The following is an 18,888-nucleotide window of genomic DNA, read 5'->3' on the forward strand; positions in this document are numbered from 1 at the left end:
CGAAATGGATGAGCACCCGCAATCGGGTGTCAGGGGCGCTCCAGCCGATAGGCCGCCGCTCGCCTGTGGCCTTCCATGCCTTCGGTCGCACTCTGGCGGATCGCCGGTGGCGCCACCGCGCCAACCCCACGCTCGTCCAGCCATTGGTGTGTGCAGACCTTGACGTAGGAGCCCACCCACAGGCCGCCGGTGTATCGGCCAGCCGCCATTGTCGGGAGAGTGTGGTTCGTGCCGCAGCACTTGTCGGAATAGACGACGCTCGCCAGCGGTCCGATGAAGAGGGAGCCATAGTTGCGAAGCCGGGCAGCCGTCGCATGCGGATCGCGCGTATGCACCTGCAGATGCTCGGCGGCGATCAGATCGGAATAGGCAATCATGGCCTCTTCGCTGTCGCATACTACGATCTCACCGTAGTCCCGCCATGCCGCGCCCGCGACATCAGCGGTCGGCAAGGTCTCGAGTTGCCGCTCGACCTCAACCATGGTCGCTTCCGCGAGTGCGCGGTCGGTCGTGATCAGGCCGACGCGGGTGCGCACGTCGTGCTCGGCCTGCGCCAGCAGATCCGTCGCTATCATCTCGGGATTACCGGTCTCGTCCGCCACGACGAAGATTTCGCTCGGGCCGGCCAGTTGGTCGATACCGACGCGTCCGAACACCTGCCGCTTGGCCTCGTTGACGAAGGCGTTGCCCGGTCCGACGATCTTGTCGACGGAAGGTATCGACTGGGTTCCGTAGGCCATGGCCGCAATCGCCTGGGCACCTCCGACCCGGAAGATGCGGTCGGCGCCGGAGAGATGGCAACCCGCGATCATCGCCGGATGCGCGTTGGGCGGAAGGCATGCAATCACCTGGTCGCAGCCGGCGACCTTGGCCGGCACGATCGTCATCACCGGGGCGGACAGGATAGGATAGCGGCCGCCCGGCACATAGGCGCCGACGCTTGCAATGGGTATGACGCGGTGGCCGAGATGAAGACCGGGAAGGGCGTCGAATTCGAGCGGGAGGATTGTTCCGAGCTGCGCGCGAGCAAAGGCCGTCACCCGCTCGATGGCAAACTCCGTGTCGGCTCGCGTTTGCGGGGCGAGGGCGGCCACCGCCTCCTGCCGTTCCTCCCATGAGACCTCGAAACTATCGGGGCCGTCCGGTCGTAAGCGAGCGAAAAGTCGCGGACCGCATCGTCGCCCCGGTCCCTGACCCCTGCCAAGATTTCCTTGACCGTCGCCTCAATCGACTCCGTGTCGGAAATCGCATCACGCGTCGGGCTCTTGATTCTGGTGATTGCGTCTTCGGTCAATTGGTAAAGCGTCGACATTCGCCTGCTCGCCGTTCGGTTGATCCTGCGTGGCAACATTCCCGTACTTCAGCGGCCGGCGCAATTGCGGTCGAATGGTGTGTTCATTATACTCACCAACATCAAACTCGAGCGGCTGTATCGGGGCGTCTGGGATCGCGCGCCGCCGGAGCAACAGAGGGCTACATGGCGAACATCGGGGCGAAGCTCAGGGAGTTGAGGCGCCGCCGCGGGCTGGGGGTGCGCCAGCTTGCGGTCCGGTCAGGGATTTCGCATTCGGCCATATCGCTCATCGAGCGGGACAGGATGAGCCCGTCGGTCGACACACTCGGCGCGATCCTCGATGCGCTGGGGACAACGTTGCAGGGCTTCTTCGGCGATCTGCAATCGAATCTTCCGTATTCACCCTTTTATCGGGCCGATGATTTGCTCGAGATCGGCAAGCCCGGGGCAATATCCTACCGCGTGATCGGGTCCGGTCACCCCAACAGACAGATGTTGATGCTCCATGAAACCTATGCCGTGGGGGCCGACACGGGCGAGGGGCTGGCACATGCGGCCCAGGAGGCCGGGATGATCCTGTCAGGCGCCGTCGAGGTGACAGTCGGCGACCAGAAGAGAATCCTCACGGCCGGAGACGGATACTATTTCGACAGTCGCCAGTCGCACCGGTTCCGTAATGTTCACGACAGCGAGAGCAAGATCCTGAGCGCGATCACGCCTCCGACCTATTGAGCGGCATGTTGGTGAGTATTGTTTCCAACGCGACCAGCAGAGCTCACGGCGCGCTCAGGCCGAAGCCGTGGACGTGATATCCGGCGCGGCATCGAAAGTCGTCGCCGGCGCCGGTTGACGCATCGAGCCCAAACACTGTAAAGGCGAGGGGTCAGGTCCGGCGAGGGCGCGCTCAGGCGCATATCCGATGTCGGCTTTGGGGAAGAGTGTCCGAGTGGTTTAAGGAACCGGTCTTGAAAACCGGCGTGCGGGAAACCGTACCGTGGGTTCGAATCCCACCTCTTCCGCCATCCTGGCAAAAACCCGGCGCCCTTCCGCGAGCAGTCGGATTGCCGATCCCAGCAGTTCCATCGATTGGCGTAGGCCCAGATTGGGTTCACAGAAGATTCGCTCTTTGAAGCGAGCGAGAGCTCGATACTTCCTTCACGACCTCACTGATCAGGGACCGCAGCCAGCGGTGTGCCGGATCGTGGCGATAGCGAACGTGCCAGGCCATTTCGACAGGAAAAGTACCGAGATCGACAGGTGCGGGCAGGGTCTTCAGCCGAGGATCGCGTGCAAGCTGGCGGCAGATGAGGCTCGGCAGCGTCGCACAGTAATCCGTGACGGCGATCATTTCCGGAACCGCCAGAAAATGTGTCACCGAGACGGCGACCTCGCGCCTGAGACCTTGCTGCTCCAGGGACTGGAACAGGCCGACCCGCAGCCGGCCGGGAGGGAGCACGTTTACGTGCTTGAGTTCTTCGAATTGCTGTCGGGATATGCCGTCGTGGATCTCCGGATGGTCCGCCCGCACGACGCAGGCGAGGCTTTCATCCATGAGATGCTGCACGACCAGATTTTCCGCCGGATCGACGATGCGCCCGAGCACCAGTGCCGTCGTGCCTGAGATCACGCCCGTGTCGGCGAGATCGCTGCCATAGGGCGTGAGACGAAGTTTGATGCCGGGGGCCACTTCGCCAAGCCTGGCGACTATCGCCGGCACAAGCACGAATTCGACGTAGCCGTTCGGCGCGATCGTGAAGAGACGTTCGGCTCTGGCTGGGTCGAAGTCCTGCTGGCCGAGGACCGCATCATCGACCTTCGCCAGTGCCTCGGCGATAACCGGTGCAAGTTCCAGGGCTATCGGCGTCGGCTGTATGCCGTAGCGCTCGCGGACGAATAGCTGGTCCTGCATGGTTGTCCGAAGGCGCGCCAGCGCGTTCGAAAGTGCGGGCTGCGTGATTCCAAGGCGCTCCGCCGCGCGGGTGACGCTGCGCTCTTCCATGAGGGTGATGAAGATGGGCAGGAGGTTAAGGTCGTATCGCATGAGTTATAATGACATGCGTATATCTAAGATAAAAGAAATAAACTTCCGAAATATGTAAGCCAGGTTCATGTTGGGCGTGTCCAGAAGGACGCAACGAAGTTCAACGGAGGCTGCTATGAGCAAGGGTAAAGTGCTGGTGATCGGGTCCAATGCAACCCGGATCGAAATTCAGGGCGGCGGCTGGGGCGCTACCGGCCAATATCTCAACGAAACGGTTGTACCGGCCCTGGCCGTGATTGACGCCGGTTATGAGGTCGTGCTGGCCACGCCGGACGGAACCAAGCCGCATATCGATGAAGCGTCGGATTCGGCTCAGCATTTCGAGAACGACGAGGCCGCCTACAACCGCGCCAGGGCATTCTACGCCAACGACCCGTCGATGAACGGGGTTCGCACGCTGCGCTCTGTGATCGGGGAAGGGCTGGACAATTATGTGGGCGTCTTCGTTCCAGGTGGTCAGGCGCCGGTCGTCGATCTCATGCAGGACCCCGAACTGGGCGAGATCCTGCGCCACTTCCACGAAAAGTCAAAGCCCACCGCGCTGCTCTGCCATGGCCCGATATCTGTCGTTTCTGCCATGCCGCACGCCCGCGAGTTCCGTTCTGCGCTGATCGGCGGTGATACCGCCAAAGCGATCGAATGGGCCAAGGGCTGGCAGTATGCCGGCTACAAGATGACTGTCTTCTCCAATACCGAGGAGAAGATCGTGGAGGACTACATTCTGCACGCCAAGCTCTACTTCAACATGGTCGATGCTCTGCAGGCCGCAGGCGGCGAGGTCATCACGACCGAGGTCGACTTCGAACCCAACGTGATCGTCGATCGCGAGCTCATCACAGGTCAGAACCCGCGCTCCGATCATCCGATCGCCGCGAAGTTCGTCGAAGCCCTCGATCGGGCGGCTTCAGCCTAAGTCATGCCGGCGGACAGTGGGGTGTGGATTGCCCACACCTCCCCGAGGCTCTACGCTGAAGAAGGAACAGTATCTGTGTCGAATTCCGTCAAGATCATTGCAATCCTCACTGCACGACCGGGTAAGGCCGAGGCCCTGGGGACGCTCCTCGATAGCATGGTGGCGCCCTCTCGGGCGGAACCCGGAAATCTTCGCTGGGACGTCTGGCAGGATCAGAACGATCCCGGCCTCTTCGTTCTCGACGAACTGTATACGGACGGTGAAGCCGTGATCGCTCACCGCGAGACGCCGCATTTCAGGAACTATTTCTCGAAGATCAACGATCTGGCCGAACGGACGGCACTGGTGCTCGGTTCGGTGCATGTCGCCTAGAAGGGAAGGGAAACGACGATGGCATTGAAGGATATTCTGCCCGGCAAGCTTGGCTTCGGCGCGGCACCTCTGGGAAACATGTTTCGCGACATTCCCGAGGCCGAGGCGCTCGCGACCGTGGAAGCCGCCTGGAACGATGGCATTCGCTACTTCGACAATGCGCCGTTCTACGGTGCCGGCCTCGCGGAAATTCGAATGGGCGAGGCACTCGCCGGCAAGCCGCGCGAGAACTACGTCATCAGCACCAAGGTCGGCCGCGTCATCCTCGACGAGATAGAGGACGTGAGCGCCCGTGACCTCGGCGAGAAGGGCGACGTCTTCAAGCATGGTCTGCCCAACAAGATCGTCAACGACTACTCCGAAGATGCCACGCTGCGTTCGATCGAGGACAGCCTGAAACGTCTACGGACCGACCGTATCGACATCGCCTGGGTCCATGACGTGGCGCAGGACTTCTACGGTGACGAATGGCTCTCCGTTTTTGAAAGCGCGCGCCGGGGCGCGTTCAAGGCACTCGATCGCCTGCGCGACGAGGGTGTGATCAAGGCCTGGGGGCTGGGCGTAAACCGGGTGGAGCCGATCGAGTTGCTGCTGGCACTCGACGGGCCGCGCCCCGACGGCTTTCTACTGGCGGGGCGCTACACGCTTCTCGACCATGGTCGCGCGCTCCAGCGGCTGGTGCCGGCAGTGGCCAGGCGCGGCCTCGGCCTCGTGGTCGGCGGGCCTTACAGTTCCGGTGCGCTGGTCGGAGGCCCGAACTTCGAGTACGCGCCGGCCACTCCGGAGATCCTGTCCAGGGTCGCGGCAATCAAGGCGATCGCCGATCGCTACGGAATCAGCATGAAGGCAGCAGGCCTGCAGTTCGCACTCGCCAATCCCGTGGTTGCGGCGGTAATCCCGGGCGCCAGCCAACCAAGCCGGATTTCCGAGGACCGAGCCGCACTGGAAGAGGTCGTTCCGGCCGATTTCTGGCGCGAGCTGCGGGAAGCTCGCCTTGTCGATCCCGCAGCACCGCTTCCTATCGTGGATTAGCAGCCTATCGGAGGCCACGCACTCACGTGCGTCTACTGCGCAGGGACGATTTCCTGAAAGGGCCGGGCACACATCCAGTGCCCGGCCCACGCGCATTTGCATCGGTTTGGCCTTGCGAGAAAGGTGCCGGGCAAGATCGCGTGATCGACCTGGCTATCTTCGGGCGAGGTCATTGCCGTCCCGAAAAGCGGGAGTTAAGCTACTAAACAATCTGAGGGTGGCAATCGCAATTGTGCGACCTCTCGGCCACAGTCGACATGCTCCAAGACCACTTGCGGGAAACAAGGATTCGCCGAGCAATGAGGATTGGCATCACATTCGACCTGCGCGACGACTATGCGAACAAGGGATACGATGAGGAGCAAACGGCCGAGTTCGATAGCGTAGAAGCGATTCTGGCCATTGAATCCGCGTTGCGCTCCCTTGGTCACTCGACGGATCGGATTGGTCATGCGCGCGCACTTGCCGGACGGCTGGTCCAGGGGGACGGCTGGGATCTCGTCTTCAACATAGCCGAGGGCATGCACGGCTTCGGCCGCCAGTCGCTTGCACCCGCACTGCTCGAGACCTATCGCATTCCCTATACCTTTTCGGATCCGCTCGCGCTTGCCGTCACGCTCCACAAGGCAACCGCCAAGCGGATCGTGCGTGATCAAGGGCTCAGAACACCCGATTTCGCGGTCGTCGAGACGCCGGGCGACATAGATGCGATAGCGCTGCCGTTTCCGCTCTTCATCAAGCCTGTCGCCGAAGGAACAAGCAAGGGGATCACGCCCGCTTCGAAGGTTACGAACCGGGCGGAGCTACGACAGGGGTGCGAACATCTCTTGGCGCGTCACCACCAGCCGGTCCTGGTCGAGGTATTCCTGTCCGGCCGCGAATTTACGGTGGGTATCGTCGGCACCGGTCCCGCGGCACGCTCGCTCGGCGCAATGGAGCTGTTCATCCAGACGGGAGCTGAACCCGACATCTATTCCTTCGAGAACAAGAAGTACTCGGGCGAGCGAGTCAACGTCAGCCTGGCGACCGACCCCGTGGGCATCGCCGCGACGCAGCTGGCGCTCGACGCCTGGCGCTATCTCGGGGGACGGGATGCGGGGCGGGTCGATGTGCGTTGTGATGAGGACGGCAATGTGCACTTCCTCGAGGCCAATCCGCTGGCGGGTTTGCATCCGGTGGAATCCGATCTTCCGCTCGTCGGTCGCCTCGCCGGCATGCCCTATCTCGTGCTGATCCAAGAGATCGTCGCTTCGGCGCTGGAACGTGTCGCCGCGTTTCCGGCGGGAGGGGCCGAACAAGCCCCGGGACTCGGGGAGGCCTCGCCCTGCTGATCCCGAAATTCATGTGGAATTCCGTCTACTTCTCGCCGCCCGGCGGCCCTGAACCAGCAATCTGTTCTATCGGACCCTGTGGTGCAACCGCAGGGCGCTCCAAGTGGGCTTGCCAGGTGGAACCTCACGTCACACGCGCTTTCTGCGCGCACTGAATGAAGGTATTATACGCCTTCTGGGGGAACGGTTGATGCAGCGCAGACTTGTAACGATTCTGGCGGCTGATGCTGTTGGCTACAGCCGACTGGTTGGAAAGAATGAAGACGCGGCCCTCGCGCTCTTCAAAGAATGTGCTGCGATTATCGAAGAGCGCATCCGCGTGCACAACGGCCGTGTATTCGGAGGCGCAGGCGACAGTGTCTTCGCCGAATTCCCTAGCCCTGTCGAAGCAATGCGTTGCGCGGTCGAAATCCAGCACCAGCTAGCACAACTGGATGACAAGCTGGACGAGGAGTGGCGGATGCGGTTCCGCGTCGGCCTCAACCTCGGCGACGCAGTGGTCGAGCAGGACAACCTTTTCGGTGAGGCGGTCAATGTCGCATCACGGCTGGAAGGGCTTTCGGAACCGGGCGGGATCTGTGTCTCCGGCAGTCTCTACGAACAGGTGAAGCATCTGCCCAATCTTGCGTTTCAGGATCTCGGCTCGCGCAAGCTGAAAAACATCCCGGTACCGGTGCACGCCTATTCCGTTAAGGGGGTAGGGCACGAGCGACCGCGCCGGCGCTTTGCCTCCTGGACCTTTGCTGCGGCGGCAGCACTTCTTGCCGTCGTCGCCGTGCCGCTCGGCTGGAAGTACATACCCGAACTGGGCAAGAAGCCAGAGACGAGATCTCAGCTCCTGTCGCCCATACAGCCGTCCATCGCCGTCCTGCCGCTCGACAATCTCAGTGGCGACCCGTCGCAAGAGTATTTCAGCGACGGACTGACAAACGACATCACGACGGACTTGTCGAAGTTCTCCGGGCTCTTCGTCACCGCCTACAATTCCGCGGCAACCTACAAGGGCAAGCCGACGAAGATCCAGGACATTGGGTCGGAGCTCGGTGTCCGCTACGTGCTCGAGGGGACTGTGCACAAGACGCCGGAGCGTCTTCGCATCAACGCTCAGCTCATCGACGCAGAAACCGGTTTCCACGTTTGGGCCGAACGCTATGACCGGATGCTCGGCGATACGTTTGCCGTCCAGGAAGACATCACGAAGAAGATCGTGACCGCCTTGGCCGTCAAGATGTCCGCGGCTGAAAACCAACGATCCAGCCGGAAGCTCACCGAGCGGATGGACGCCTATGACTACTATCTGAAGGGCAAGCAGATATGGGCTGATCCGGACAAGGTCACGCCGGAGGGAAACGAAGAGGCCCGCCAACTGTTCGAACGGGCAATTGAACTTGATCCGAAGTATTCTGCTGCCTACGCGGAACTCTCCTACGTCTACGTCCGGGAGTACCAGAACGGGTGGAGCGCCGATGGCGCGGCATCATTGCGCAAGGCCCAGGAGCTCGCCGAAAGGGCCCTCATGCTGAACGACGATTTCAGCAGTCACTGGTACCTCGGGATCGTCGCCTGGAACCAGGGCGACTTCGACAAGGGGCTTCACGAATACGAGGTCGCCCGGCAAATCAATCCCAACGATCCGGATCTTGCCGCGGATATGGCGGAAGCGCTGATCTATGGCGGCGAGCCGGATAGGGCGATCGAGCAAATCAGGGGCGCAATGCTCCGTAATCCCGATTTCCCGTACTGGTACTGGTGGAACCTCGGCCGTGCCTACTACATGGCCGGGCAATACCAGGAAGCAATCAATGCCATCGGCAAGATGACCTCGCCACCCAATGACGTCAGGTTGATCACGGCGGCTAGCGAGGCGCAGCTTGGGAACCTCTCCTCGGCAAAGCTGATCATGGCGGAATTCAGCAAGAACGATCCGGACTGGACGGTGGAAAAATCGGCTGCATACTACTATCGCAAGGACAGCGACCGGCAGCACTGGATCGACGGATTGCGAAAAGCTGGCCTGAGGGAAAAGTAGAATTGCGTTTCTTCGCTCTCAAGACAAACTGTCAATAAGCAACGTTTCCAATCGATACTATTCCGTGGCCGACTGATCACGTTGACTTTCATGGGGAAGCGGGGGAAGCTCGTGGTGCGGCAAGATCAGGATCGGGAATTCCGCGAGAGAGCGCGATTTGACTGCTTGAAGAAACTGCGAAAGCCTGAGCTGCCTCGCATGGACGCCAATCTTGTCGGAGACCACCGGGACAGAGGTGTCCTTGCGGTGGAAAACCTCATCGAAACGATCTGAATTCGGACATCTGGTTTCAACTGAACAGAATGAGGGCGCGCCGCCCGGAAGGCCCGCAGCAGCGGCGATGCCCCGGCCACAAGGGGGATAGCATGACGCAGAGCGCTCGAGAGAACTGCCGGCTGGGCAGGCGGCAGGAGCTGACGCCGGAAGGTCACGAGAAGGCCAAGACATACTTTCAGCAAGCCATTGAGGATGACCCGGATTACCTGCCGGCCTATGCCGAATATTCCTATTGTCTCGTACGGGAGTTCCAGAATGGATGGGGCCGGGATCCTTTGGCCTCCCTCGATGAAGCGCTGACACTGGCCGACAAGGCCGTCGCGCTCGGCGACGCAACCGACAACAAGGTTCCCAACGACTTCCGCTCGCGATGGTACCGGGCGATGGTCCACTGGAACCGTGGGGACTTCGACAAGAGCTTTGTGGATTTCGAGGACGCCCGCAAGTTCATCCTCCCTGAAAGAACGGTCACCGACAATGCAGACCTCGATGCCGATATGGCGGAGGCGCTTGTCTATGCAGGAGAGCCCGAGCGCGCCATCGCCCTGATTGAGGATGCCCGGAGGCGCTATCCCGGACATCCCTACTGGTATTTCTGGAATCTGGGGCGCGCCTATTACGCGACAAGACGCTATCAGGACGCGCTCGACGCCATCGCCGCCATCAAGACGCCGCCCAACGAATTCATCCCGACACCGCCGAACGATGTCCTCCTTGTTGTTGCCGCCAGCAACGCCCAGCTTGGCAAGCTGGACGAGGCGAGGGCGGCCATGGCGGAATTCAGCCAGAACGATCCGGACTGGTCGCTCGAGAAATCGGCCGCCTTCCACTATCGAAACGACAGTGACCGCCAGCACTGGCTGGACGGATTGCGCAAGGCCGGACTGAAGGAACGATAGATCCGGCCTGGTGCCACTTGACCGGACGGGGTAGCCGTGCCCCGCCGGAGGAGAACTGGTAACCGGAGCGACTGACGCTCCAAATGCGGAAGGAACCACAGACGCGGCAATAGATCCGCGAAAGGGGGAGACCATGGCTTTGAGCGCTGAAGAATACTACAATCTCGCACTACAGGAACCGGTTACGCCGGTGGGAAACGAGAAAGCAAAAGCGCAATTGTTGCTTGCGATCAAGGGCAAGCCCGACTACCTGCCAGCCTATGCAGAGCTTTCCTATGTGTATGTCCGCGAGTACCAAAACGGATGGGGAAAGTACCGCGCCGCCTCTCTTGATGAAGCACGAGCATGGGCTGACAAAGCTGTCGTGCTGGGCAACGATCCCAAGAATCCATACCACAACGATTTCAAAGCCCCCTGGTATCGAGCGATCGTCTATTGGAACGATGGAGAATTCGTGAGGAGTTTCCAGGAATTCGAAGTCGCGCGCAATCTCATCCCCGATGCCGACAAGGACAAGAACGAGGCGGACCTCGATGCCGATATGGCGGAAGCCTATGTCTACTTCGGCGAGCCCGATCGGGCCGTCGAACTCATCGAGAATGCCAAGAAAAAGAACCCGGGCTTTGCCTATTGGTACCTGTGGACACTGGGTCGCGCCCACTACATGGCGAAACGATACGATGAGGCAATCCGAGCGATCGACGACATCTACAAGATGGTAGACCCGGTGCCGAATGATGTCAGGCTGATCAAGGCAGCAAGCCAGGCGCAACTCAACCTTGCAGATGCTCCCACGACTATGGCCGAGTTCAGTAATAACGACACTGGATGGTCGATCACGAAGTCGGGCGAGTACCGCTACAACAAGGATGCGGATCGCCAGCACTGGCTCGCCGGCTTGCGGTTGGCGGGTTTGAAGGAAGCGTGATCGGAACACCGGATTTTCGGCAGTATTGGCGTGGGGAACACCCTCTCGATTCCGGTAATTAACCGCTTGTAAACCATAACGGGAAGAATTTTCCCGCACCCTCCAAGTCTATTCGTATTTTCGCCATGTTACTGGCATGATTAACGGACTGTTATGTGGCAACTGCCATGAACGGGGCGATCGCAGGACAGGTGCGATCGTTACCGGATTACCGGGTCAGCAGCGGCGTGGGACATATGAACTTGACTTTTGACGGAGCTCGCATCGGGCGGGGTGTGCGGTTTCTTGCCATACCCTTGGTGTGCGCCAGCCTTGCGGCTTGTGCTACAACGACGGGCCCGAAGAAGAAGGTGCGAAGCAAGGAATATTTCGCCGAGTCGGCCTATGGCGTGAAGGCGAGCCCGCGCGTCGTGGAGGAGGGGCAGCCTGTGCCGAAGGGCGGCGGTCGCTATCAGGTCGGCAAGCCCTATAAGGTCCGCGAGACCTGGTACAAGCCGAAGGAAGACCAGAATTACGACAAGGTCGGGTATGCTTCCTGGTACGGTTCCGCATTTCATGGACGGCGCACGGCGAACGGCGAGGTCTACGACAAGTACCACCTTTCTGCTGCGCATCCGACGTTTCCGTTGCCAAGCTATGCCCGGGTGACCAATCTCGAAAACGGAACCTCCGTGATCGTTCGCGTCAATGATCGTGGCCCCTACGAAAGGGGTCGCCTGATCGACGTCTCCTCCAAGACCGCCGACATGCTCGATCTCAAGCGCCACGGGACCGCGAAGGTCCGGGTGCAATATGTTGGCAAGGCCCGCATGGACGGACTGGACATGCCCTACCTGATGGCATCCTACACGACGAAGGGCTCACGCGTGCCCGCCGTCGATCCAGGCGGCCAGATTGCAAGCGGCGTGATGGTCGCTTCCGCCGAGCCGATGTCCATGGACATGCAGCGCGTTGCGGCCGACGCCTATGCTTCCGGCGCGCGCGAGAGTGGCGCAACCGCCGCCCTTGACCAGGCAGTTCCAGCGGTAACCCCGCTGAGCGGCCCTCAGACTTTTGCTGCACTTCCGGAAATCGGCCCCATGCCGAAGGAACGTCCCTCCTATATCCCCGTGCCCTCGAGTAGCGAGAGCTACGCCTCGGCTTACTCTGATGCACCGGAGCGGAAATCCGCCGAAGCATTCGACGCGATCCTTCACCTCGACGGTTCGCTGACGCCGCTTTCCGCACTCACCGAAAACGCCGGCTAAGAAGGCCGGCAATACCCCGTTTCCGGCTTGCGAACTGCGCGGCGTTGTAGGACTGTGGCGAGACGCTTCGGAGTCGCCATGCATCGCCGTTTCCTCGTCATCCTGTCGGTCCTGTTCGCCTTCGCCTATGTGCCGTCCGTGGCGGCACAATCAAAATCAGCGGGGCCGCAGCAGTTCGAGGTCAAGGCCAAACAGATCTACATGGTGGAGGCGGAGACGGGTACCGTCCTGCTCGCTCGCAACGAGGACGAGGTGGTTCCGGCGGCCTCACTAGCCAAGCTTATGACAATGGCGGTGGTCTTCAAGGCGCTGAAGAGCGGCGACATTTCCATCGATACCCAATATCCCGTTTCAGAACATGCCTGGCGGACCGGCGGAGCACCATCTCGCGCTTCGACCATGTTCGCTGCATTGAAGTCCAATATTCGGGTCCAGGATCTCGTCCGCGGCGTCATAGTCCAGTTGGCGAATGATGCGTGTATCGTGCTGGGCGAGGGGATGTCGGGATCGGAACCGGCGTTTGCCGCGCGCATGACGAAGGAAGCGCGCGAACTCGGCTTGCGCAGTTCCAGCTTCACGAACGCCACCGGCTTGCCGGACCCGTTGATGCCCGGCCCCGTGAGCATGACCTCGATGCGTGATCTGGTTGATCTCGCGCGGCACCTTTACGCCGAGTATCCCGACTTCTACGCATATTACGCCGAGCCTGAGTTCGAGTGGAACAAGATCCGCCAGCGCAACAAGAATCCGTTGCTCCCGCTGAACATTGGCGCTGATGGTTTAGGGACCGGCTTCGCGGAAGGTTACGGCTACGCCATCGTCGCGTCGGTGAACCGTGACGGCAAGCGGATCTTCCTCGCGATGTCGGGAATGGAGTCGGAGAAGATCCGCATCGAGGAGACGAGAAGGGTGATCGAATGGGCGATGAGTTCGTTCGAGCGGCGCACGCTGTTCAAGGCCGACGAGCCCATCGCCGAGGCGAGTGTCTATGGAGGCGACGCCCCCGTGGTGCCGCTCGTTGCGGCCGAGCCCGTGGACGTGTTCCTTCCCGTCGATAATCCGGAGAAACTGGTCGCGCGTGTCGTCTATGTCTGGCCGATCCGGGCGCCGGTCTCGCCGGGTGAGGAGGTCGGCGTCCTGAGAATATGGAACGGTGGCAAGTTGCTGCGGGAAGTTCCGGTCAAGACGGCAGGCACGGTTTCTCTCGGGACGCTCACGACGAGGGCGGTCGATGCGCTCCAGGAACTGCTTTTCTTCTGGCTGTGATGGCGGCATTTAAATCGGCTTCAGAAGGTTTCCCCGGGACAGAAGTTGCGTTACTAGTGGGCCGATCAGCAGGATAGCCGGCCGTGGCCGGGTGCAGGAACGGACGTTGGATTTGGTTGCCGCAACCGGATTGTTCATTACTTTCGAGGGCGGCGAGGGCGCCGGGAAATCGACCCAGATCCGAATGCTGGCCGAGACCCTCAGGCAACGCGGATACAACGTGGTCGTAACGCGCGAGCCCGGCGGCTCGCCGGGTGCTGAGGCGGTTCGCCACGTTCTCCTGTCGGGTGCCGCAGAGCGTTACGGGATACGCATGGAAGCGATCCTGTTTGCCGCCGCCAGAGCGGATCACGTGAGTGAGGTGATCCAGCCGGCGCTGCGCGCCGGAGCCATCGTACTTTGCGACCGATTCATGGATTCTTCCCGGGTCTACCAGGGCGTCACCGGCAATCTCGAGCCGGAATTCATGCGGACTCTCGAACGCGTCGCCGTCAATGGCGCCATTCCCGACTGCACCCTGATCCTTGACCTTCCAGCGGCATCTGGACTGGAACGGGCGAGAAAGCGCAGTGGCGGCGCGTCCGCAGGCGCTCCTGACCGGTTTGAGAAGGAAGAGCTTCAAACGCACGAGAAGCGGCGAGAGGCGTTTCTGGACCTTGCCGAGCAGGAACCGCTTCGATGCCGTGTCGTGGACGCGAGCCAGTCCGTCGACGCCATAGCTTCGCAGGTTCTCGCAATCGTCGAGCCGCTTGTTCCGATTTCTCCGAAAGGCGGGCAGCGCAATCCGGTAAACGTGTCATGAGTGAGCAGGGCGCAGGCGTGCTCGACGGCGCAACGCACCCGGCGGAACAGACGCGCCTATTCGGCCACCGCCAGGCAGAGGCGTTTCTCGCCAACTCCTACCGCTCAGGAAAGGGTCATCACGCCATCCTTATCGAGGGGCCGGAAGGGGTCGGAAAGGCGACGCTCGCCTTCCGCTTCGCAAATCATGTCCTGACCCATCCGGACCCGCAATCGGCACCTCCGGCGATCGCCGATCCTGACCCGTCGTCGGCAACAAGCCGGCAGGTTGCATCGGGCGCCTCCCACAATGTGCTGCATCTGACCCGACCCATCGATGACAAGACGGGACGGATGAAGTCGGCGATCACCGTCGACGAGGTGCGCCGCGCCGGCAAGTTCCTCTCCCAGACATCCGGTACCGGAAACTGGCGGATCGTCATCGTCGATCCGGCGGACGACCTGAACCGTAACGCTGCAAACGCTATCTTGAAGATCCTGGAAGAACCTCCGAAGAGGTCGCTCTTCCTCGTTCTCAGCCATGCCCCGGGAAAGCTCCTTCCGACCATCCGCTCGCGATGCCTGCCGCTCTCCCTCGCGCCGCTCTCCGACGACGACCTTCTTGCCGCGCTTGCGACCCTGGGAACGACTCTGCCTTCGGCGGGCGAACAGGTTCTCGCGGCGGCAAACGGCAGCGTGTCAGAGGCACTCAAGCTCGTGAACTACGGGGGCTTCGAAATCCTAGAGGCGTTCCGTGCGATCGTTTCGGGTGAGGGAACCCTTCGCAAGGACGTGCACAAGCTGGCCGACGTACTTTCGGCGAAGGACAGCGACACTATCTTCGGCTTCTTCTGCGGCCAGGCCAGCGACTATATCACCCGCGCGGCGCGCGATGCTGCCTTCGCGGGTGACCTGCAGAGGGCCGATGCCCTTGCCAGGCTCTCGTCCTCGATCACTGACCGGATAAATGTCAGTCAGGCCTACAATCTTGATCGGAAGCAGACAATCATATCGCTGCTCGACGAGATCAGTGCGTCAATGTGACTTATTAAATTTCACGAATAAATTACTGTTTTATTTGTGTTAATAAACGATCAAGCGGTGATAAGCTTGACGCCGACGAGGGTCAGGGTGATCGCGAGAACAATGCCGACGATCCTGTCCGGCAGGCGAGGGCCGAAATGGCTGCCCACGATGATGCCGGGCACCGATCCGATGAGCAGGCTCGCGAGCATCATCCAGTCGACTTCCCCGATCAGCCAGTAACCGAGACCGCCGGCGAGCGTCAGCGGTACGGCATGGACAATATCGGAGCCAACAATGCTTCTGATGCTCATAGCGGGGTAGAGCGCGAGCAGGACAGTGACACCGATTGCACCAGCGCCCACGGATGTCATCGTCACCAGCGTTCCGAGGATGAGGCCCAGCGCAATCGTCGCAAACGCAAGGTTGCGCGGGTCGACGAGCTTGCGATCCCTCAGCCTGTACCGAGCCCATGCGACGATCTTGCCGCGAAACAGCAGCAACAGCGCGGTAACGATCAGAACATAGCCGAGTGACACGGTAATGGTCTGGACTGCACCAATACTCCGACGGTCGACACCGGAGAGTATCCATAGCGTGATCGCCGTGGCGGGGAGTGATCCGAAAGACAGCAGTCGAACGATCTTCCAGTCGATCGTCTTGTTCTTGCCGTGGACAGCCGTGCCGACCGTTTTGGTGATCGCGGCATAGAGAAGGTCCGTGCCGACGGCCGTGACGGGATGAATCCCGAAAAGCAGGACGAGGAGCGGGGTCATAAGCGAACCGCCTCCGACGCCTGTTACGCCAACGAGCAGTCCAACGAAAAAGCCTGAAACAGAAAAGAGAGGATTGAACGAGCTCCAGAATTCCAAACTGCTTCCTTCCGGTAGCCCAAGAACGAATGCGCTCTTTGATCGGGTCGCAACCAGATACCGAAGAGCGACGGATGGATAGCCATGCTCCCCCGGGGAGTCAAGCAATCGAGGATCACCAGAGGCAGACGGCCCCTTGAGCGATCGATGGTTTGCCGCGTTGCGGCAAAGTTGCTGTTTCCCTCGTGCGCGTCATGGGTTAATAGCTGCCCACAAGACAACGACAGCAAGACCGGCGGTACTATGACCGACACATCCCCTTTCTACATCACCACTGCAATTTCCTATCCGAACGGCAGGCCGCATATCGGCCACGCTTACGAACTGATCGCTACGGATGCCATTGCCCGGTACGAGCGGCTTGACGGCAGGGATGTATTCTTCCTGACCGGCACCGACGAGCACGGCCAGAAGATGCAGCAGACGGCACGCAAGGAAGGTTTGACAGCGCAAGAGCTGGCCGACAAGAATTCTCATGAATTCAAGAACATGGCCGTTCTACTTAACGCGTCGAACGATGATTTCATTCGCACCACCGAACCACGTCACCACGAAGCCGTGAAGGACATCTGGAACCGGATGAATGCGGCAGGAGACCTCTACAAGGATTCCTATTCCGGCTGGTACTCCGTTCGCGACGAAGCCTACTATCAGGAAAGCGAGACGGAGCTTCGGGACGACGGGGTTCGCTACGGTCCGCAGGGCACACCCGTGGAGTGGGTCGAGGAAGAGAGCTTCTTCTTCCGTCTGTCGGCCTATCAGGACAGGTTGCTGAAGCACTACGAGGACAATCCGGACTTCATCGGTCCGTCCGAGCGCCGCAACGAGGTGATTTCCTTCGTTAAGTCGGGCCTGAAGGATCTGTCCATGTCCCGGACCACCTTCGACTGGGGGATTCCCGTTCCCGACGCTCCCGGCCACGTGATGTACGTCTGGGTGGACGCGCTCACCAACTACATAACCGCGACCGGCTACCTGACCAACCCGGAAGGGCCGAGAGCGAAGTACTGGCCGGCCAACATCCACATCATCGGCAAGGACATCATCCGCTTCCATGCCGTCTACTGGCCGGCATTCCTGATGTCGGCGGGGCTGCCGCTTCCCAAGAAGGTCTTTGCGCACGGCTTCCTGCTCAACAAGGGCGAGAAGATGTCGAAGTCCCTTGGCAACGTGGTCGATCCGGTCAACCTTGTCGAACATTTCGGCCTAGACCAGATCCGCTACTTTTTCCTGCGGGAAGTGTCCTTCGGCCAGGACGGAAGCTACAGTGAGGAGGGGATCGCAACGCGCATCAACTCCGATCTCGCAAACGGCATCGGCAACCTTGCCAGCCGCTCCGTTTCAATGATTTTCAAGAACTGCGATGGGCACATACCGACCTGCGGCGAACTCAGCGAGGACGACTTGGCCATGCTGGCGTCGGTCGACGCACTTCATGCGCTGACGCGTGAGGAGATGGGAAAGCTCCAGATTCACCGCGCGCTGGCGGCAATCATCGCGGTCGTTTCCGAGGCGGACCGCTATTTTGCCGGCCAGGAGCCCTGGGCACTGAAGAAGACGGATCCCGCCCGCATGGCAACCGTCCTCTATGTGACCGCTGAGGTCGTCCGACAGATCGCGATCCTCCTGCAGCCGTTCATGCCGGAATCGGCTGCAAAGCTCCTCGACGTCGTGGCGGTGCCGGCGGACAAACGCGATTTCGCGGCACTCGGGCAGGCCGGACGCCTTGTCAGCGGAACGCCCATCGATGCGCCGAAGCCCGTGTTTCCACGCTACGTCGCCCCGGAGGCTTGAAGCGCGCAATGCTGATCGACACGCACTGCCATCTGGACTTCCCGGACTTCGAGGCCGAGCGGGCCGAGATCATCGCCCGCGCGCATGCGGCCGGTGTCCGGCAGATGATCACGATCTCGACGCGCGTGAAACGCTTCCCTGAAATTCTCGCGATCGCGGAGACGTATCCGTCCGTCTTCTGTTCCGTCGGCACGCATCCCCACAATGCCGACGAGGAGTTGGACATCACCGTCGAAGAGCTTGTCCGGCTTTCGGCGAATCCTCGCGTGGTTGCGATAGGTGAGGCCGGGCTCGACTACTTCTACGACAATGCCCCGCGCGACGCGCAGGCCATCGGACTTCGCAATCACATCGCTGCGGCTCGCGAGACGGGCCTGCCGCTCGTCATTCACAGCCGGTCTGCGGACGAGGACATGGCGGCGATCCTCACGGAGGAAACAGGGAAGGGGGCCTTCCCTTTCCTGCTCCATTGCTTCTCATCGGGCCCGGAGCTGGCGCGCATCGGCGTCGAGCTCGGCGGCTATGTCTCCTTCTCGGGCATTCTGACCTTCCCGAAATCGGAGGAACTGCGCGAGATCGCGAGAACGGTTCCGACGGACCGGATGCTCGTCGAAACCGACGCACCCTACCTGGCGCCGAAGCCATTTCGCGGCAAGCGCAACGAACCGGCCTTCGTCGCACATACGGCGGCGGTGCTTGCGGAGACGCTGGGGATCGATCTCGACGAGGTATCCCGCTTCACGACGGAGAACGCCTTCCGCGTCTTCTCCAAGATGCCAAGGGTGTGATCG

At 60.9% G+C, this 18,888-nt stretch carries 16 protein-coding genes, 1 tRNA gene and 1 pseudogene; 15 read left to right on the forward strand and 3 right to left on the reverse strand.

Annotated features, from left to right (window positions below; genetic code table 11):
- Positions 1-29: 29 nt before the first annotated feature.
- Positions 30-1,312: pseudogene (gene hisD / locus F3Y30_RS13875) on the reverse strand (histidinol dehydrogenase).
- Between the two features lie 165 nt (positions 1,313-1,477).
- Here hisD and F3Y30_RS13880 point away from each other — a divergent pair.
- Both F3Y30_RS13880 and F3Y30_RS13885 read left to right on the forward strand, forming a co-directional pair.
- Positions 1,478-2,026: a cupin domain-containing protein gene (locus tag F3Y30_RS13880; RefSeq protein WP_203423269.1), complete on the forward strand. Its 549-nt coding sequence runs from the start codon at positions 1,478-1,480 to the stop codon at positions 2,024-2,026.
- Between the two features lie 200 nt (positions 2,027-2,226).
- A tRNA-Ser gene (locus F3Y30_RS13885) sits at positions 2,227-2,316 on the forward strand.
- An 86-nt stretch (positions 2,317-2,402) separates the two neighbouring features.
- On the opposite strand, the gene F3Y30_RS13890 is transcribed toward F3Y30_RS13885, so the two are convergent.
- Positions 2,403-3,335 (reverse strand): LysR substrate-binding domain-containing protein, encoded by a 933-nt coding sequence (locus F3Y30_RS13890; RefSeq protein ID WP_203423270.1) that lies wholly within the window; start codon positions 3,333-3,335, stop codon positions 2,403-2,405.
- 115 nt (positions 3,336-3,450) lie between these two features.
- Here F3Y30_RS13890 and F3Y30_RS13895 point away from each other — a divergent pair, with 115 nt between their 5' ends.
- The 11 genes from F3Y30_RS13895 to F3Y30_RS13945 all read left to right on the forward strand — a co-directional run bounded on the left by F3Y30_RS13895 (position 3,451) and on the right by F3Y30_RS13945 (position 15,452).
- Positions 3,451-4,248 (forward strand): type 1 glutamine amidotransferase domain-containing protein, encoded by a 798-nt coding sequence (locus F3Y30_RS13895; RefSeq protein WP_203423271.1) that lies wholly within the window; start codon positions 3,451-3,453, stop codon positions 4,246-4,248.
- A gap of 75 nt (positions 4,249-4,323) precedes the next feature.
- Positions 4,324-4,620 carry a putative quinol monooxygenase gene (locus F3Y30_RS13900; RefSeq protein WP_246752744.1) on the forward strand — a complete coding sequence of 99 codons (297 nt, stop codon included), beginning with the start codon at positions 4,324-4,326 and terminating at the stop codon, positions 4,618-4,620.
- 18 nt (positions 4,621-4,638) lie between these two features.
- Positions 4,639-5,652: an aldo/keto reductase gene (locus F3Y30_RS13905; RefSeq protein ID WP_203423273.1), complete on the forward strand. Its 1,014-nt coding sequence runs from the start codon at positions 4,639-4,641 to the stop codon at positions 5,650-5,652.
- Between the two features lie 299 nt (positions 5,653-5,951).
- Entirely contained in the window at positions 5,952-6,983 is a 1,032-nt protein-coding gene (locus F3Y30_RS13910) for a hypothetical protein (RefSeq protein WP_203423274.1), read from the forward strand.
- Between the two features lie 190 nt (positions 6,984-7,173).
- On the forward strand, positions 7,174-9,012 hold the full coding sequence (locus F3Y30_RS13915; protein WP_203423275.1) for an adenylate/guanylate cyclase domain-containing protein: 1,839 nt from the start codon (positions 7,174-7,176) through the stop codon (positions 9,010-9,012).
- 365 nt (positions 9,013-9,377) lie between these two features.
- On the forward strand, positions 9,378-10,187 hold the full coding sequence (locus F3Y30_RS13920; protein ID WP_203423276.1) for a tetratricopeptide repeat protein: 810 nt from the start codon (positions 9,378-9,380) through the stop codon (positions 10,185-10,187).
- Positions 10,188-10,320: 133 nt separating this feature from the next.
- The gene (locus tag F3Y30_RS13925; RefSeq protein ID WP_203423277.1) at positions 10,321-11,115 is read left to right on the forward strand and encodes a tetratricopeptide repeat protein; all 795 of its coding nucleotides are present in this window, start codon (positions 10,321-10,323) and stop codon (positions 11,113-11,115) included.
- Positions 11,116-11,351: 236 nt separating this feature from the next.
- The gene (locus F3Y30_RS13930) at positions 11,352-12,362 is read left to right on the forward strand and encodes a septal ring lytic transglycosylase RlpA family protein (protein ID WP_203423278.1); all 1,011 of its coding nucleotides are present in this window, start codon (positions 11,352-11,354) and stop codon (positions 12,360-12,362) included.
- Between the two features lie 78 nt (positions 12,363-12,440).
- Positions 12,441-13,628, forward strand: a complete 1,188-nt coding sequence (locus F3Y30_RS13935) for a D-alanyl-D-alanine carboxypeptidase family protein (protein ID WP_203423279.1) — start codon at positions 12,441-12,443, stop codon at positions 13,626-13,628.
- A 112-nt stretch (positions 13,629-13,740) separates the two neighbouring features.
- Entirely contained in the window at positions 13,741-14,430 is a 690-nt protein-coding gene (gene tmk, locus F3Y30_RS13940) for a dTMP kinase (protein WP_203426619.1), read from the forward strand.
- Positions 14,427-15,452 carry a DNA polymerase III subunit delta' gene (locus F3Y30_RS13945; protein WP_203423280.1) on the forward strand — a complete coding sequence of 342 codons (1,026 nt, stop codon included), beginning with the start codon at positions 14,427-14,429 and terminating at the stop codon, positions 15,450-15,452. Before tmk ends, F3Y30_RS13945 begins: the two co-directional genes overlap by 4 nt.
- Positions 15,453-15,502: 50 nt before the next feature.
- Here the strand turns inward: F3Y30_RS13945 and F3Y30_RS13950 are convergent, their stop codons facing one another.
- Positions 15,503-16,303 carry a sulfite exporter TauE/SafE family protein gene (locus F3Y30_RS13950; protein ID WP_203423281.1) on the reverse strand — a complete coding sequence of 267 codons (801 nt, stop codon included), beginning with the start codon at positions 16,301-16,303 and terminating at the stop codon, positions 15,503-15,505.
- A gap of 243 nt (positions 16,304-16,546) precedes the next feature.
- Here F3Y30_RS13950 and metG point away from each other — a divergent pair, with 243 nt between their 5' ends.
- Both metG and F3Y30_RS13960 read left to right on the forward strand, forming a co-directional pair.
- The gene (metG, locus tag F3Y30_RS13955) at positions 16,547-18,097 is read left to right on the forward strand and encodes a methionine--tRNA ligase (RefSeq protein ID WP_203423282.1); all 1,551 of its coding nucleotides are present in this window, start codon (positions 16,547-16,549) and stop codon (positions 18,095-18,097) included.
- Between the two features lie 8 nt (positions 18,098-18,105).
- Positions 18,106-18,885 (forward strand): TatD family hydrolase, encoded by a 780-nt coding sequence (locus F3Y30_RS13960; RefSeq protein WP_203423283.1) that lies wholly within the window; start codon positions 18,106-18,108, stop codon positions 18,883-18,885.
- Positions 18,886-18,888: the final 3 nt, after the last annotated feature.

The sequence above is a fragment of the Sinorhizobium sp. BG8 genome (genome assembly GCF_016864555.1).
In the GTDB taxonomy this organism is placed as follows: Bacteria; Pseudomonadota; Alphaproteobacteria; order Rhizobiales; family Rhizobiaceae; genus BG8.